Genomic DNA, 14074 nt, shown 5'->3' on the forward strand with positions numbered 1-14074 from the left:
CTGATTGATGGCCTATCAATTCGACTTTGTGCCGGTGCTGGCCAATACCGACCTGCTGTTGCGCGGTGCCCTGTTCACCCTTGAGCTGACCGCTATCGGCGCGATCCTGGGGGTCGCCCTGGGCACCGTGGGGGCCGTGGTGCGGGCGTGGAAAATCCAGCCATTCGCCTGGTTCTTTGGGGTGTATGTCGAGTTGATCCGCAACACGCCGTTCCTGGTGCAGTTGTTCTTTATCTTCTTCGGCCTGCCGTCCCTGGGGCTGAAGATTACCGAGTGGCAAGCCGCCGTGCTGGCGATGGTGATCAACCTGGGGGCCTACTCCACCGAAATCATCCGCGCCGGTATCCAGGCCATCCCGCGCGGGCAACTGGAGGCCGCCGCAGCGCTGGCGATGACACGCTTCGAAGCATTCCGCCATGTGGTGCTGCTACCGGCGCTGGGCAAGGTGTGGCCGGCCTTGAGCAGCCAGATCATCATTGTGATGCTCGGCTCGGCGGTGTGTTCGCAGATCGCCACCGAGGAACTGAGCTTTGCCGCCAACTTTATCCAGTCGCGTAACTTCCGCGCGTTTGAAACCTATGCCCTGACCACCCTGGTGTACCTGTGCATGGCGTTGATGATTCGCCAGTTGCTCAACTGGATTGGCCGCCGCTTCGTGATGAGGAACAGTCGATGAGTGATTTTTCCTTCTGGGACATCGTCCGCAACCTGGCCACCGGCCTGCAGTGGACATTGTTGTTGTCGTTGGTGGCGTTTGTCGGCGGTGGCCTGATCGGCTTGCTGGTGATGACGATGCGCATCAGCCGCAAGGCTTTCCCGCGTAATGTCGCGCGCACCTACATCGAACTGTTCCAGGGCACGCCGCTGTTGATGCAACTGTTCCTGGTGTTTTTCGGCATCGCCCTGCTTGGCGTGGATATCTCGCCCTGGCTGGCCGCGGCGATTGCCTTGACGCTGTTCACCAGCGCCTACCTCGCCGAAATCTGGCGTGGCTGTGTCGACTCCATCGCCCACGGGCAGTGGGAAGCCTCGGCCAGCCTGGCCCTCAACCCATTTGAGCAACTGCGCTACGTGATCCTGCCCCAGGCCCTGCGAATTGCCGTGGCGCCCACCGTGGGCTTCTCGGTGCAGGTGGTCAAAGGCACCGCAGTGACCTCGATCATCGGCTTCACCGAATTGACCAAGACCGGCGGCATGCTCGCCAATGCCACTTTCGAGCCCTTTATGGTCTACGGCCTGGTGGCCCTCGGTTACTTCCTGCTCTGCTACCCCTTGTCCCTCAGTGCGCGCTACTTGGAAAGGAGACTGCATGCCTCTGCTTAGAATTTCCGCCCTGCATAAGTATTACGGCGATCACCACGTACTCAAGGGCATCGACCTGACGGTTGAAGAAGGCCAGGTGGTGGCGATCATCGGCCGCAGCGGCTCGGGTAAATCCACTTTACTGCGAACCCTCAATGGCCTGGAATCGATCAACGACGGCGTGATTGAAGTTGACGGCGAATACCTCGACGCCGCCCGTGCCGACCTGCGCAGCCTGCGGCAGAAAGTGGGCATGGTGTTCCAGCAGTTCAACCTGTTCCCGCACCTTACGGTGGGCGAAAACGTCATGCTTGCGCCACAGGTCGTACAAAAAGTGCCCAAGGCCAAGGCGACACAATTGGCGCGACAGATGCTGGAACGCGTTGGCCTGGGCGAGAAGTTCGACGCCTTTCCCGATCGCCTTTCAGGCGGCCAGCAGCAACGCGTTGCCATCGCTCGTGCGCTGGCGATGTCGCCCAAGGTGCTGCTGTGCGATGAAATCACTTCGGCGCTGGACCCGGAACTGGTCAATGAAGTCCTCAGTGTGGTTCGCCAGTTGGCCAAGGACGGCATGACCCTGATCATGGTGACCCACGAAATGCGCTTTGCCCGGGAAGTCGGGGATAAGCTGGTGTTCATGCACCAGGGCAAGGTGCATGAAGTCGGTGATCCCAAGGTGCTGTTTGCAAACCCTCAGACTGCCGAGCTCGCGAATTTCATCGGCACTACCGAGGCCTCCGCCTGACCCGTCAGCCTCCTGGCACCAGCTCGAATCGTCCATTGCCCTCCAGCGTGGTTTTATCGCGAACGGCAATGGCCGCACTCGACAGCCAGGTGTCGACCTGCACCTGCGCTGAAAAGGTACGCCCGGTGGCAGGCAACCCACCTGCCAACACAACCAGCACCTGCCCTGGGCGCAGGGCCCCGCCTCGCTCGGCGTGGTTGTACAACTGCGCCAGCTCCACGGGCTTCCCATCCAGCAGGGGATGCTGGAGGGTCAGGTTGAAATAGTCTTGCCGACCAAACCTGTAGCCCTCAGCGTTGGCGGGCGTACCGTCAAAACGCAGCGCAATCACGGTTGCCCCAGGGCACACCACATTCAAACGCACTGTGCGCTTGCCCATGGAAACGGCCTGGCTGGCCGACTGCCCGTCACTTCGCAGCAGGCCATAGTCAACCAGCGGCTGGCTCAAGGACAAACGACAAGCCGCACTGGCCTCACCCGCCAGCAACAGCCCCGCCAGCAGCACACCAGCACGCTTCAAGGCGCCAGCCCTAGCGGCAGGTCGCCGAAGCGGCTTCATAAAATTGGCCATCATTCGTTTGCTCCGCGAGGTCGAGTTTCAGTACGCAAGAAGTCGCATTCGACGAGGATACTTTCAGGGTTTTCAACGCGTCGGCATTACTCAGGAAAATCATGCCGTCACCCACTACCGTGGTCAGGAAAGTATTGTCAGCTCCAAGGACCGCAGCGCCCTGGGGCAAAGGGTTACCCCACGAGTCGGTGGCACGCAGCAGCACTCGTCGCACCTTCACCACATCGAAGTTGACCTGACTGAACGAACCTCGCCCTGCCTCCAGGGTCCGGGTGCCATTCTTGATATCCACTTGTTTCGGCAAGCTTTTGCCTTCGACTTCCAACTGGCTGGTTTGATAGGCCGGCAAGGCGGCAATGACCGCATTGCCCCATGGGTCGGTCCATACGGGGCCTTGCGGCGTGGTAATCCGTGCGCCAGGGATATCGCCGACCGAGACCACGCCAAACGTGTCCTCGACAGGGTAAGGCGATAGCGTGACGCCTTCCGAGTGAGCAACCACACCGCCTTGCACCTGTCCGCTGTAGCTGGTGTTGTAAGAATCGCGGTTGATTCCCAGGCCCACCTGGGCATAGCGGGATGTCGTATTGAGCGTTGCGCCCAGTGTGTTTCCAGCAGGTTCACCCAGCTCATGATCACTGCGGACCTGGTAGTTCAGCGTTTCATCGACGCGCTCGTCATAGGCGGTACCGATGCTGGATCGCAGGCCCTGGCGGCGGGCATACGTACTCAGGGAACGATCGCCACCCAAGGGCACGCTGACCTGCAAGCGCACACCTACGCCGTCGTCGTTTCGGCCCTTGTCCTTTGCCTGGCTGGATTGGCCTACTTGCGAGTCCACCGTCACGCCCACGTTGGCGTACAAGAAGTTCTTGTTCCATGAGCCATAGACGTGCTCGGAAGTGCGGCTGTTGAAATGCGATCCACGCGTATAGCCGATAGAGAAGCCACCGAATAGCGGGTCCGCCCAGCTGAAACCCGCGGTGTACTGGTTCTTGAAGCGCGAGCCTTCATGCCCTTCACGGGATACGGCATCGAGTACGTCCCGGTAACCCTGCGTCTGGGTCGTGGCGCTCAACGCCATCTGCACATCCCAGGGCAATGCAGCGCCTACGGAAATACTGCTTCGGGCGCCCTGTACTTTTTTCGAATGGTCTCGAGACAGGTTATTACGCACCCCGACGGAAAAGCGCTGGGAGAAATTACTGTCCAGCGCCCATCCCAACGAGTTATAGCCTTCAGTGGCCTGCACACCTGCGCTGAGCGCGCTGTTCCTGCCCACCGCCCAAGTGCCACTCCCCATGGCCATCAAGGGCTCCCTGGCGCCTCGCCGCTCGACATCGCGAATCTTGCCCACCGACGCGGCGTAGCCCGACTTGACGGGCACTGCCGCACGAAACGAGGCGGCGGGTACCACAAAGCTGCGCTGGCCACCGCGAGTGTCGATGACGGTGACGTTAAGATCGCTGGTGCCATTGAGCAAGGGCAGGTTCTTCAAGGCGAAAGGCCCCTCTGGCACCACTGTTGTGTAGATCAGGGCACCGGACTGCCTCACCTCGACCCGTGATTGGCTAAGAGCCTGCCCTTCCACCAGGACGCCTGCGTTGGCCGCACGGTTTTCTATACCGTCAGGGAACAGCTGTGCCCCCATCAGTTGCACGCCACCAAACACAGGACTGGTTCCAGTAACCTGTCCGACTTGGAATGTAGAAGCCAGCGGCGCAAAGTCGCGCTGTGCATAGGCGTACAGATGCTCGGACGTGGTGTTACGGTCGTTGGCGATGTAGAGCTGGCGACTGCGGGCAATCCAGTCGCCCAGGTTGAAACCCACCTCGGTGGAGGCGGACATATAACGGTTGGTGTCTGCTCGCGAGTGACTATTGACTGCCTGAATGTCGTAATTGAGCAGTGCGGCGGTGCCCCCCCGAGCGTAGCTGCCGGAACCTCGCTGACCATCGTGCAGCGCGTCCGTGGGCACCACTAACGCCACTTCTTCACTTCCAGGACGCAGGGTCGTGACCGTCTTGGGGTACTCGGCCCGAAAATCATGGCAGGCGTGATCAGCGTCGGCCCCCTTGTCAATCACCGAGGAAGGCACACGCAGGCCTGCGCGCTCCAGCAAGGCACGGGTAAAACACAATTCGCCCTCGCTATCGAAGCGTGCATCCGTCAAGCCAATACGTTCACCATTCACGGTCAGGTCTACGACCCTCAGGCCCTCGCTAAAACGCGGGGCGCTACGGAAATACTGGGCAACCGAAGGGCTGATGCCACGCGCCTGCAACGTCGCCAGATCAAAACCCGCGATGGTCGATGTCGGTGCCGCATAAGACCCCGTCGCCACCCCCGACATCATCACTACACACACCGACAGGCTCAGGCCATTGACGCTGAACAGCGGCTGGGGTGTTTGTTTTTCACGTGAACGACTACGAACCGTGCCGGTGACTCCGTTGATATCACTCATGGCGGATTACGGTGCGTTCGCTACGAGCAACGCTTCGTAGCTATCGACGGAAAAACCATACACGGTGGCAGGCTCGAGGGTGACGGAGGTCGCCCCTGGTGCCGCTGTCTTCAACTCCACGCTCAATACTTCGCCCGGCAGGATGTAGGTACGGGGAAGGCTGGTGCTGATTTTCTGTGGATTGAGCCGTACTTCAGCCGCCAAACGAACCACATAGGGGCTGTCGTTACGCACACTCAAGGTTTTGTTCCGGAGTTGCCATGCCAGCAACTCCCAGGGTGCCTCGTGCCGCGGCAGTCCCTTCGGATGCAGGATCAGCGGCAGATTCTGTCGAAGGCTGATACCGATGGTTGCGCCCGAACCGGGTTGAGCCTGGGGAATGCCTTCGAAGGAAACGCGCTTCAACCGCTGGGTCTTGAGCGGTTCCTTGGCGGTTATCAGGAACCTCACCATTTGCCGCTCACCACCATCGACCCGTGCAACCGGCGGGGTCAACACCACCAGGGGCTCAAGATCTTCTGGAATATCCTCGATGGTCGAATGCAGCAACGCGGGTCGGGCATCCGTATTTGTCACATTGATGCTGGCCTCCCCATCGGCCTCATTCAAAACGACGACAGTGGTTTCAGGTTGCATGCCATCGCCCACCGCCACGCTGCATAAAAGAAAGTTGAAGCATACAAACAACGAAAGGAGAGCCTTTGCCTTTGACACTATTATCATTTGTTCTTCCCTTCATTTAACGAGCATCAAAACGATTGGTGCAACTTCCAGCACGCCACGCAAGAGCACTGATTTGCCCTGACCACACCCACTACCCCTTAGAGATAGCGCAACTCCAAAGTCGCGAGACCGTCCAACCTGGCCACATCCTTAAAATTCAATTCAGAGGTTTTATTGATGACGGCTTGAAACTGTAGATATCCAGAAATAACAGTAAGCCGCACAGGCGCCATTGTTCCTGAATACCAGCTGGTTAAATGTCCCCCCTGCCCCAGCGCACCCTCACCCCCCACCCAGCGTCCTTGACCGTCCCCATAAAGAGGCAAAACAGGCCTTCCGTCAGCGGTGGAATTAAGCAATTGCATTATGTAACCACCAATCTTTTGATTCGCCGCGGTCAACCCAAGCCCGAAATTGAAGCGATCAGTAACCGGATGATCGAACTGACGTCTCATCATGTCCGGAATTTTACTGGCGGCGCGATTATCTACAGCGGTCACAGCCAACTGGGTTCCAGAAGAGCACTTAATGTTATAAGGCGTACTTTTCGCTTCCAGCGTGGTGTAGTTTGTAGCGCTTAATAGTTGAGGGTCAATGGCGCCATAATCGATGACCGCATTGACCAATGTGAAGCTGCAACTTGCAGGCACAATAAAGCCCTTTACACGCACATCAATAGCCTGGGCATTAAAACCTGCGACAACCAGAAATATGCCCGTCATCACTGCAACTATTTTTTTCATACAATTTACCGCTCATAAGACTGTCTGTTGCAGGTTTTGTAGTCCTGCCCCAATCACGCCTCTCTGACAGGTAATGAAATCCAATACTGTTAAAGGGAACGTTCACGAGACAGGAACCTGTAGCAGGTGGGCACACGTCTTAGAGGTAGCGCAGCTCCAGTGTGGCCTGACCATCCAGGCTTACCCGGCTACTCAAGTCGAGCTCGGACGTTTTATTGATGACGGCCTGGACTTCCAGGTTTCCGGAAAGGGTATTGAGTTGAATAGGGGTAGCGGTGCCCGAGTACCACGAGGCAACATTGGAAACGAGCCCCAAGGCTTGGCCACCCGCCGACCAACTTGCACCATTATTGGTGGAGGTCAGAACGCCGACCGCTTTACCATCCGCTACCGAATTGCGCAGGTGAACAACATAGCCGCCAACCTTCTGATTTTTGGAATTAACGCCCAGGCCGTAGTTGTAAGTATCCGTGTAGCTACTACCGAACTGAGACACCATCAAGTTAGGGATGCGGGTACTGGCACGGTTATCGACTGCCTTGATGCCCACTTTGGCCTTGGCGTGAGATCCGCACCTTATTGCATACGGCGTGCTTTTCTTTGCGAGCTTGGTGTAATTTGTTGCACTCAGTGTATTCGGATCAATACTGCCATAATCAATAACCGAGTTAGTAATAGTAAAGCTGCAGCTGGGAGGAGCAATGGATCCTTTTACGCGTAGATCTGCCGCTTGAGCTGTCAAGCCAGCAACAGCCAAAAATACACCTGCGAATATTGCTATATTCTTCTTCATCTAAAGCGCACCTTAATCAAGAATTAGAGGGTGTATCAATAAAGATCAAAAAGCTCCTCATGCGCGCCCGGCGACGACGCCTACCAATATCTTCTTCCTGAAACGCTGACCGATAGATCAATAACACCACGGCACAATCGCCGGTCGGAAGTATCAACGCTTCACATCGGCGATAAAGCCGGAAAAAATATCAATTTCCGTAAGAACCATCAGCCGCGTAACGCGAAACCTTCAACCAGGGCCGTACGAATAAAAGCGCCACCAATAAGGTACAAAGATAAATCCAGTAGGACTTAGCCAATAAATCAGTAAATTTACGGGTAGCGGAACATGTCTTACAGCGGCTATCCGCCTTGCAATACAATATTTATGAACATTTCTTACATCCCTTACTCAATTGCCCTACCGAGCACGCAGCAAAAATCCCCTGGCACTACGCGTTGGCTCCAGCGGTCGATCGTGGCACGATGGTCAGGTTATCGACCGAGACCCCCAAACCATGCCGCAATCCCAAGCCAAGAATCTGTCCCTGATCGCCGCCATCGACCTGGGCTCCAACAGTTTTCACATGGTCGTGGCCAAGGCCCAGAACGGCGAGATCCGCATCCTTGAGCGGCTCGGCGAGAAAGTACAACTGGCAGCCGGGATCGACGATGAGCGCCAGCTCAATGAAGAATCCATGCAACGCGGCCTCGACTGCCTCAAGCGTTTTGCCCAACTGATCAACGGCATGCCCCAGGGCGCCGTGCGCATCGTCGGCACCAACGCTTTGCGCGAAGCACGCAACCGCGGCGAATTCATCCGCCGCGCCGAGGAGATCCTCGGGCACCCTGTAGAAGTCATCTCCGGCCGTGAGGAAGCCCGCCTGATCTACCTCGGCGTGTCCCACACCCTGGCCGATACCCCTGGCAAGCGCCTGGTGGCCGACATCGGCGGCGGCAGTACCGAATTCATCATCGGCCAGCGCTTCGAACCGTTGCTGCGCGAAAGCCTGCAGATGGGCTGCGTCAGTTATACCCAGCGTTATTTCAAGGACGGCAAGATTACCCCGGCGCGCTATGCCCAGGCCTACACGGCGGCACGCCTGGAAATCATGAGCATCGAGCACGCCCTGCACCGCTTGACCTGGGATGAGGCTATCGGCTCTTCAGGCACCATTCGCGCCATCGGCCTGGCCTTGAAGGCCGGTGGCCATGGTACCGGCGAGGTCAATGCCGAGGGCCTGGCCTGGCTCAAGCGCAAGCTGTTCAAGCTGGGGGATGCCGAGAAAATCGACTTCGATGGCATCAAGCCGGACCGTCGCACCATCTTCCCCGCCGGCCTGGCGATCCTCGAAGCGATCTTCGACGCCCTCGAACTGCAACGCATGGACCACTGTGACGGCGCCCTGCGCGAAGGCGTGCTGTACGACCTGCTGGGCCGTCATCACCATGAGGACGTGCGTGAGCGCACCCTCAGTTCGTTGATGGAGCGTTATCACGTCGACCTTGAACAAGCGGCACGCGTGGAGCGCAAGGCCCTGCATGCCTTCGACCAGGTGGCCGAGGACTGGGATCTGGAAGACGGCGTATGGCGCGAGCTGCTCGGCTGGGCGGCCAAGGTGCATGAGGTGGGCCTGGACATCGCCCACTACCATTACCATAAGCACGGCGCCTACTTGATCGAGCACTCCGACCTGGCCGGCTTCTCCCGGGAAGACCAGCAGATGCTTGCGCTGCTGGTGCGCGGCCATCGCCGCAATATCCCCAAGGACAAATTCGCCGAGTTCGGCGATGAAGGCATCAAGCTGATTCGCCTGTGTGTGCTGCTGCGTTTTGCAATCCTGTTCCACCACATCCGTGGCACCCAGGAAATGCCTCAGGTGACCCTGCGCGCCAACGGCGACAGCCTGGACGTGGTGTTCCCGAAAGGCTGGCTGGACGAAAACCAGCTGACCCAGGCGGACTTCGCCCAGGAAGCGGAATGGCTGACACGGGTGGGTTTCAGCCTGAACCTGCGCTGAGCCGATCCAAGACACACCGCAAACCAAATCTGGGAGGGGCACACCGCCCCTCCCAGATTGGCTCGCGTAAGACACCTCGCTCTTCCCCCCCGTCACCACTCGTACAGACCTGTCAAATATGACAGTTGCGCACGCCTGCCGATCAGTTTTTACTCACGCTCACCCCCTCGCGTAACAGGCAGTAACGCCAAGGGCCAACAGACCGTCTCGTTCCAGGGAAGGGCACACTATGAAATTATCAGCGATCACGCTTACAGGCCTAGGCCTCTGGACTGCTGGCCTGAGCATTGCTCATGCAGCCACATGGACACCTTTCTCCGCAACCGTAGGTGCACAATGCGCGCCGGTCGACATCAACGATAGTGGCACGACCGTGGGCAACTGCAAGCCGGCCAGCGCCACCGCCAACAACATCCCATGGGTGGCCGACGGCTCCGCACACGGCCCCCAAACGGCACTGCCCCCTCTGGCGAGCGGGCAACCCTGCAGCGTTTGGGTAGTGTCCAACAATGGGAAAGTGGCGGGCAATTGCAGGGACGCCAGCAATTCCCACTTTGCAGTGGTGTGGGACGCCGCGTCTCCCGGAACGGCGCCCACCAAGCTGGATTCGCTACCCGCTACATTGTTAATCCCCCTGCTACGCCCCAAAGATGTCGCTACCGAAAGCGTTGCGATCAATGACCAAGGCGACGTGGCGGGTTCAAGCTTCGATGCCGATAGCCGGGGAACCGTAGTGTTTTATGCCTCCGGCAGCGGGACACCTGAACGCGTGTCCGGCTGGGGGGACAATTGCACCGTCGCAGATATCAACCGGCCCACCACCGGCACCCCGCAAATCGCGCTCAATTGCCCGAACAATGCAGGTAATACCACCCCGCGAGTCGCGGAAAAAACCGGACTATCCTACAACCTGACTGACTTGGCCCTGCCCACTGGGGCTAGTTACTGTACGGTCAGCAGCGCCACTAACACTGCAAGGTTTGTGGGGACATGCATTTATCCAAACTCGTCAGTAAACGTGGCGAAAAGTGCCTTCTGGAGCAGCAAGAATGCCATGCCCCTGGTACTGAACTTGTCCTCGGGCTCAAAAAACATGGCCATCGATATCAACGAGGAAGGCCTGGTGCTGGTGTCCCAGAACACCGCAGATGGGCGATACCAGTACATGACCTGGGTACCCTCCGTGCTCCCTATCCCGGTCATCACGATCATCCCTCTTCCGAGTGGAAGCGTATGGGGCGAAGCCGGTGCGATTTCCAGCAGTAATGTCGTTGGGTTGAACATCCTTACCAGCGACCAATACTCACAGGGTTGCACCTGGACACCGACGGCAGGAACGGTATGCCTGCCGTCGATTGGCGGCGGCAAAAACAACCAGGTGACGGTCATTTCCAAAAATGGAACGTACATAGCCGGAGTGGTCATGGACAGCACACAAACCGTTGTTGCTGTAACGACGCAGACCCCCTGAAAAGCAGGTTTGCGGGACATCAATAGCCATCGCGGCGCTGCATGCACTGAAAGAAGGAGTTGCACTTATGAAATGCAGAATGGTTGTCAGCGGCCTCCTGTGTCTATGGGCCGTCAGTCAAATCACAATGCCGCCATCTGCTGAAGCCGGGAGTTGGCACGACAAAGCACGCACTAAAGCATTAGGCCTTCCAGAGTTGCTGGGAGTATGGGATGTCTCTAATAGCTTGGATAGTGATGTGGCAGTACCGAGTGTCCCTGGCTTGGGTAGTGACTCAAATTCAGGGCCTGGCACTTCGGTCACTGAGCACAACTTACCTAACCCTGCCGTCTGTAAGGGTGGATACCGATGGGGGCGAGTAAACCCTGACGACTTCATCACAAAAATCTATTGCTAAGTCCTTAACCAAAGCATCGAGGGCGACTGACAGCTAGCCAACAACATCGAAAAAACAGCGGGGGCTTTCGCCCCCGTCTTCCATCTTCGCTGTTTGAGGGCATTCCCTAAGCCCGAGTACCGCCTCAGTTCACCGACAGAATCGGGCTACCCAACCTCTCCAACAACGTCGCCTGCGCGCTGCGTGGGTTCTGGTTGCCAGTTGGCGTATTACGCACATAGCGCCCGTCCGACTGCAGTTACGGGACATCAATAGCCATCGCGGCGCTGCATGCACCGAAAGAAGGAGTTGCACTTATGAAATGCAGAATGGTTGTCAGCGGCCTCCTGTGTCTATGGGCCGTCAGTCAAATCACAATGCCGCCATCTGCTGAAGCCGGGAGTTGGCACGGCGGTGGACTCAATACGGGAGGAGAATTGAATTCCCGTCAATGGGGTAGTGTTTGGAGAAGCGACCTGAGCGTGGCACTTTGGACATTGGGCCCAACGCAAATAACCCTGCGGCCTGTAAAGGTGGGCGACTGACAGCTCGCCAACAACATCGAAAAAAAAGCGGGGGCTTTCGCCCCCGTCTTCTATCTTCACTGTTTGAGGGCATTCCCTAAGCCCGAATACCGCCTCAGTTCACCGACAGAATCGGGCTACCCAACCTCTCCAGCAACGTCGCCTGCGCGCTGCGCGGGTTCTGGTTGCCGGTTGGCGTATTGCGCACATAGCGCCCGTCCGACTGCAGGCTCCAGCTGTGGGTGTTGTCGGTCAGATAGCTTTCCAACTCTTTCTTGACCCGCATGATCAACTTCTTGCCTTCCACCGGGAAGCAGGTCTCCACGCGCTTGTCGAGGTTGCGCTCCATCCAGTCGGCGCTGGAGAGGAACATCTGCTCTTCGCCGCCGTTGAGGAAGTAGAACACCCGCGTGTGCTCCAGGAAGCGGCCGATGATCGAGCGCACATGGATATTGTGCGAGACGCCGGCAATGCCTGGGCGCAGGCAGCACATGCCACGCACCACCAGGTCGATGCGCACGCCGGACTGGCTGGCCTTGTACAGCGCGCGGATGATCTTCGGATCGGTCAGCGAGTTGAACTTGGCGATGATATGCGCCGGCTTGCCTTCGAGGGCGAACTGGGTCTCGCGGGCAATCATGTCGAGCATGCCCTTCTTCAGGGTGAACGGCGCGTGCAGCAGCTTCTTCATGCGCAAAGTCTTGCCCATGCCGATCAACTGGCTGAACAACTTGCCGACGTCCTCACACAGGGCGTCATCGGAGGTCAGCAAGCTGTAGTCGGTGTAGAGTTTGGCGTTGCCGGCATGGTAGTTACCGGTACCCAGGTGCGCGTAACGCACGATCTCGCCGGCTTCGCGGCGCAGGATCAGCATCATCTTGGCGTGGGTCTTGAAGCCCACCACGCCGTAGATCACCACCGCACCGGCCGCTTGCAGGCGGCTGGCCAGTTGCAGGTTGGACTCTTCGTCGAACCGCGCACGCAGCTCGATCACTGCCGTGACCTCCTTGCCGTTACGCGCCGCATCGACCAGCGCATCGACGATTTCCGAGTTGGCGCCGCTGCGGTACAGGGTCTGGCGTACGGCCAATACATGCGGGTCCTTGGCGGCCTGGCGCAGCAGGTCGACCACCGGGGTGAAGGACTCGAACGGGTGCAGCAGCAGGATGTCCTGCTTGCTCACGACGCTGAAGATGTTCTCGCTGTTTTGCAGCAGTTTCGGGATCTGCGGCGTGAACGGCGTGTATTGCAGCTCTGGATGGCTGTCCAGGCCAGTGATGCTGAACAGGCGCGTCAGGTTGACCGGGCCGTTGACCTGGTACAGCTCGCTCTCGCCCAGGTTGAACTGTTTGAGCAAGTAGTCCGAGAGGTGCTTCGGACAGGTGTCGGCCACTTCCAGGCGCACCGCATCGCCGTAGCGCCGCGAGAACAACTCACCGCGCAGGGCACGGGCCAAGTCTTCGACGTCTTCGGAATCCAGAGCCAGGTCGGCGTTGCGGGTCAGGCGGAACTGGTAGCAGCCCTTGACCTTCATGCCCTGGAACAGGTCATCGGCGTGGGCGTGGATCATCGACGACAGGAACACATAGTTATCGCCAGCGCCCCCTACCTCTTCCGGTACCTTGATGATCCGTGGCAACAGGCGCGGTGCCGGGATGATCGCCAGGCCGGAATCGCGACCGAACGCGTCGATACCTTCAAGCTCAACGATGAAGTTCAGGCTCTTGTTCACCAGCAACGGGAACGGGTGCGTCGGGTCGAGGCCGATGGGCGTGATGATCGGTGCGATTTCGTCACGGAAGTAGCGGCGCACCCAGGTCTTGATCTTGGTGGTCCAGTGACGACGACGGATAAAGCGGACCTGATGTTTTTCCAGTTCCGGCAGCAGGATGTCGTTGAGGATCGCGTACTGGCGATCGACATGCCCGTGCACCAGCTCACTGATGCGCGCCAGCGCCTGGTGTGGCTGCAGGCCGTCGGCACCGGCTTGTTCACGGGCGAAGGTGATCTGCTTCTTGAGGCCGGCGACGCGGATTTCGAAGAACTCGTCCAGGTTGCTGGAGAAGATCAGCAGGAATTTCAGCCGTTCCAACAATGGGTAGGACTCATCCAGCGCCTGCTCCAGCACGCGGATGTTGAATTGCAGTTGTGACAGCTCACGGTGGATGTACAGGCTGCTGTCATCCAGGTTGGTCACCACCGCCACCGGTGCCGGCGCGGGCACGGGCGCTTCGGCGACCGCAACGGGCGGGGCCGGCTCCAGCTCCGGCGGGGTCTCGGCGATTTGTTCAACCACCGGGTGAGCGTCTTTTACGGCAACTTCGGAGAGTCCTTCGGTATTCATCGAGTGTTCCTGT

Annotated in this window: 11 protein-coding genes and 1 pseudogene; 5 read left to right on the forward strand and 7 right to left on the reverse strand. The window is 58.4% G+C overall.

Annotation, left to right across the window (positions count from 1 at the left end; all coding sequences use genetic code 11):
* The first annotated feature begins 7 nt into the window (after positions 1 to 7).
* Genes A7317_RS28205 through A7317_RS28215 form a run of 3 tightly spaced genes read left to right on the forward strand, consistent with a single transcriptional unit; the run spans position 8 to position 2047 of the window.
* Positions 8 to 676, forward strand: a complete 669-nt coding sequence (locus A7317_RS28205) for an amino acid ABC transporter permease (protein WP_017736949.1) — start codon at positions 8 to 10, stop codon at positions 674 to 676.
* On the forward strand, positions 673 to 1323 hold the full coding sequence (locus tag A7317_RS28210) for an amino acid ABC transporter permease (RefSeq protein WP_024078023.1): 651 nt from the start codon (positions 673 to 675) through the stop codon (positions 1321 to 1323). Before A7317_RS28205 ends, A7317_RS28210 begins: the two co-directional genes overlap by 4 nt.
* On the forward strand, positions 1310 to 2047 hold the full coding sequence (locus tag A7317_RS28215) for an amino acid ABC transporter ATP-binding protein (RefSeq protein WP_024078024.1): 738 nt from the start codon (positions 1310 to 1312) through the stop codon (positions 2045 to 2047). Before A7317_RS28210 ends, A7317_RS28215 begins: the two co-directional genes overlap by 14 nt.
* 4 nt (positions 2048 to 2051) lie before the next feature.
* Here A7317_RS28215 and A7317_RS28220 read toward each other — a convergent pair whose 3' ends face one another.
* The 5 genes from A7317_RS28220 to A7317_RS28240 all read right to left on the reverse strand — a co-directional run bounded on the left by A7317_RS28220 (position 2052) and on the right by A7317_RS28240 (position 7344).
* A complete protein-coding gene (locus A7317_RS28220) occupies positions 2052 to 2567 on the reverse strand; it encodes a hypothetical protein (RefSeq protein WP_158244166.1) in 516 nt (171 codons plus the stop codon).
* Between the two features lie 10 nt (positions 2568 to 2577).
* A complete protein-coding gene (locus tag A7317_RS28225) occupies positions 2578 to 5085 on the reverse strand; it encodes a fimbria/pilus outer membrane usher protein (RefSeq protein WP_237141781.1) in 2508 nt (835 codons plus the stop codon).
* A gap of 6 nt (positions 5086 to 5091) precedes the next feature.
* Positions 5092 to 5808, reverse strand: coding sequence for a fimbria/pilus chaperone family protein (locus A7317_RS28230; protein WP_024078027.1), 717 nt, complete (start codon positions 5806 to 5808; stop codon positions 5092 to 5094).
* A gap of 98 nt (positions 5809 to 5906) precedes the next feature.
* Positions 5907 to 6551, reverse strand: coding sequence for a DUF1120 domain-containing protein (locus A7317_RS28235; protein ID WP_069077251.1), 645 nt, complete (start codon positions 6549 to 6551; stop codon positions 5907 to 5909).
* A 139-nt stretch (positions 6552 to 6690) separates the two neighbouring features.
* A complete protein-coding gene (locus tag A7317_RS28240; RefSeq protein ID WP_024078029.1) occupies positions 6691 to 7344 on the reverse strand; it encodes a DUF1120 domain-containing protein in 654 nt (217 codons plus the stop codon).
* 499 nt (positions 7345 to 7843) lie between these two features.
* On the opposite strand from A7317_RS28240, the gene ppx reads away from it, so the two are divergent.
* Together ppx and A7317_RS30425 are read left to right on the forward strand one after the other, a co-directional pair.
* A complete protein-coding gene (gene ppx, locus A7317_RS28245; RefSeq protein ID WP_069077252.1) occupies positions 7844 to 9346 on the forward strand; it encodes an exopolyphosphatase in 1503 nt (500 codons plus the stop codon).
* Positions 9347 to 9575: 229 nt separating this feature from the next.
* Positions 9576 to 10817, forward strand: coding sequence for a hypothetical protein (locus tag A7317_RS30425; protein ID WP_081329263.1), 1242 nt, complete (start codon positions 9576 to 9578; stop codon positions 10815 to 10817).
* Between the two features lie 521 nt (positions 10818 to 11338).
* On the opposite strand, the pseudogene A7317_RS31725 reads toward A7317_RS30425, so the two are convergent.
* Both A7317_RS31725 and ppk1 read right to left on the reverse strand, forming a co-directional pair.
* Positions 11339 to 11452: pseudogene (locus A7317_RS31725) on the reverse strand (hypothetical protein); the annotation flags it as partial.
* Positions 11453 to 11832: 380 nt separating this feature from the next.
* Complete coding sequence (gene ppk1, locus A7317_RS28255) at positions 11833 to 14061, reverse strand: polyphosphate kinase 1 (protein ID WP_024078032.1); 2229 nt, start codon at positions 14059 to 14061, stop codon at positions 11833 to 11835.
* Positions 14062 to 14074 lie beyond the last annotated feature (13 nt).

Source organism: Pseudomonas fluorescens, from assembly GCF_001708445.1.
Lineage (GTDB): Bacteria > Pseudomonadota > Gammaproteobacteria > Pseudomonadales > Pseudomonadaceae > Aquipseudomonas > Aquipseudomonas gorinensis.

Excerpts from the sequence above, each read along its gene's own strand:
- A7317_RS28205 (WP_017736949.1), top strand. The coding sequence starts at position 8 with ATGGCCTATCAATTCGACTTTGTGCCGGTGCTGGCCAATACCGACCTG.
- A7317_RS28210 (WP_024078023.1), top strand. The coding sequence starts at position 673 with ATGAGTGATTTTTCCTTCTGGGACATCGTCCGCAACCTGGCCACCGGC.
- A7317_RS28215 (WP_024078024.1), top strand. The coding sequence starts at position 1,310 with ATGCCTCTGCTTAGAATTTCCGCCCTGCATAAGTATTACGGCGATCAC.
- A7317_RS28225 (WP_237141781.1), bottom strand. The coding sequence starts at position 5,085 with ATGAGTGATATCAACGGAGTCACCGGCACGGTTCGTAGTCGTTCACGT.
- A7317_RS28230 (WP_024078027.1), bottom strand. The coding sequence starts at position 5,808 with ATGATAATAGTGTCAAAGGCAAAGGCTCTCCTTTCGTTGTTTGTATGC.
- A7317_RS28235 (WP_069077251.1), bottom strand. The coding sequence starts at position 6,551 with ATGAAAAAAATAGTTGCAGTGATGACGGGCATATTTCTGGTTGTCGCA.
- A7317_RS28240 (WP_024078029.1), bottom strand. The coding sequence starts at position 7,344 with ATGAAGAAGAATATAGCAATATTCGCAGGTGTATTTTTGGCTGTTGCT.
- ppx (WP_069077252.1), top strand. The coding sequence starts at position 7,844 with ATGCCGCAATCCCAAGCCAAGAATCTGTCCCTGATCGCCGCCATCGAC.
- A7317_RS30425 (WP_081329263.1), top strand. The coding sequence starts at position 9,576 with ATGAAATTATCAGCGATCACGCTTACAGGCCTAGGCCTCTGGACTGCT.
- ppk1 (WP_024078032.1), bottom strand. The coding sequence starts at position 14,061 with ATGAATACCGAAGGACTCTCCGAAGTTGCCGTAAAAGACGCTCACCCG.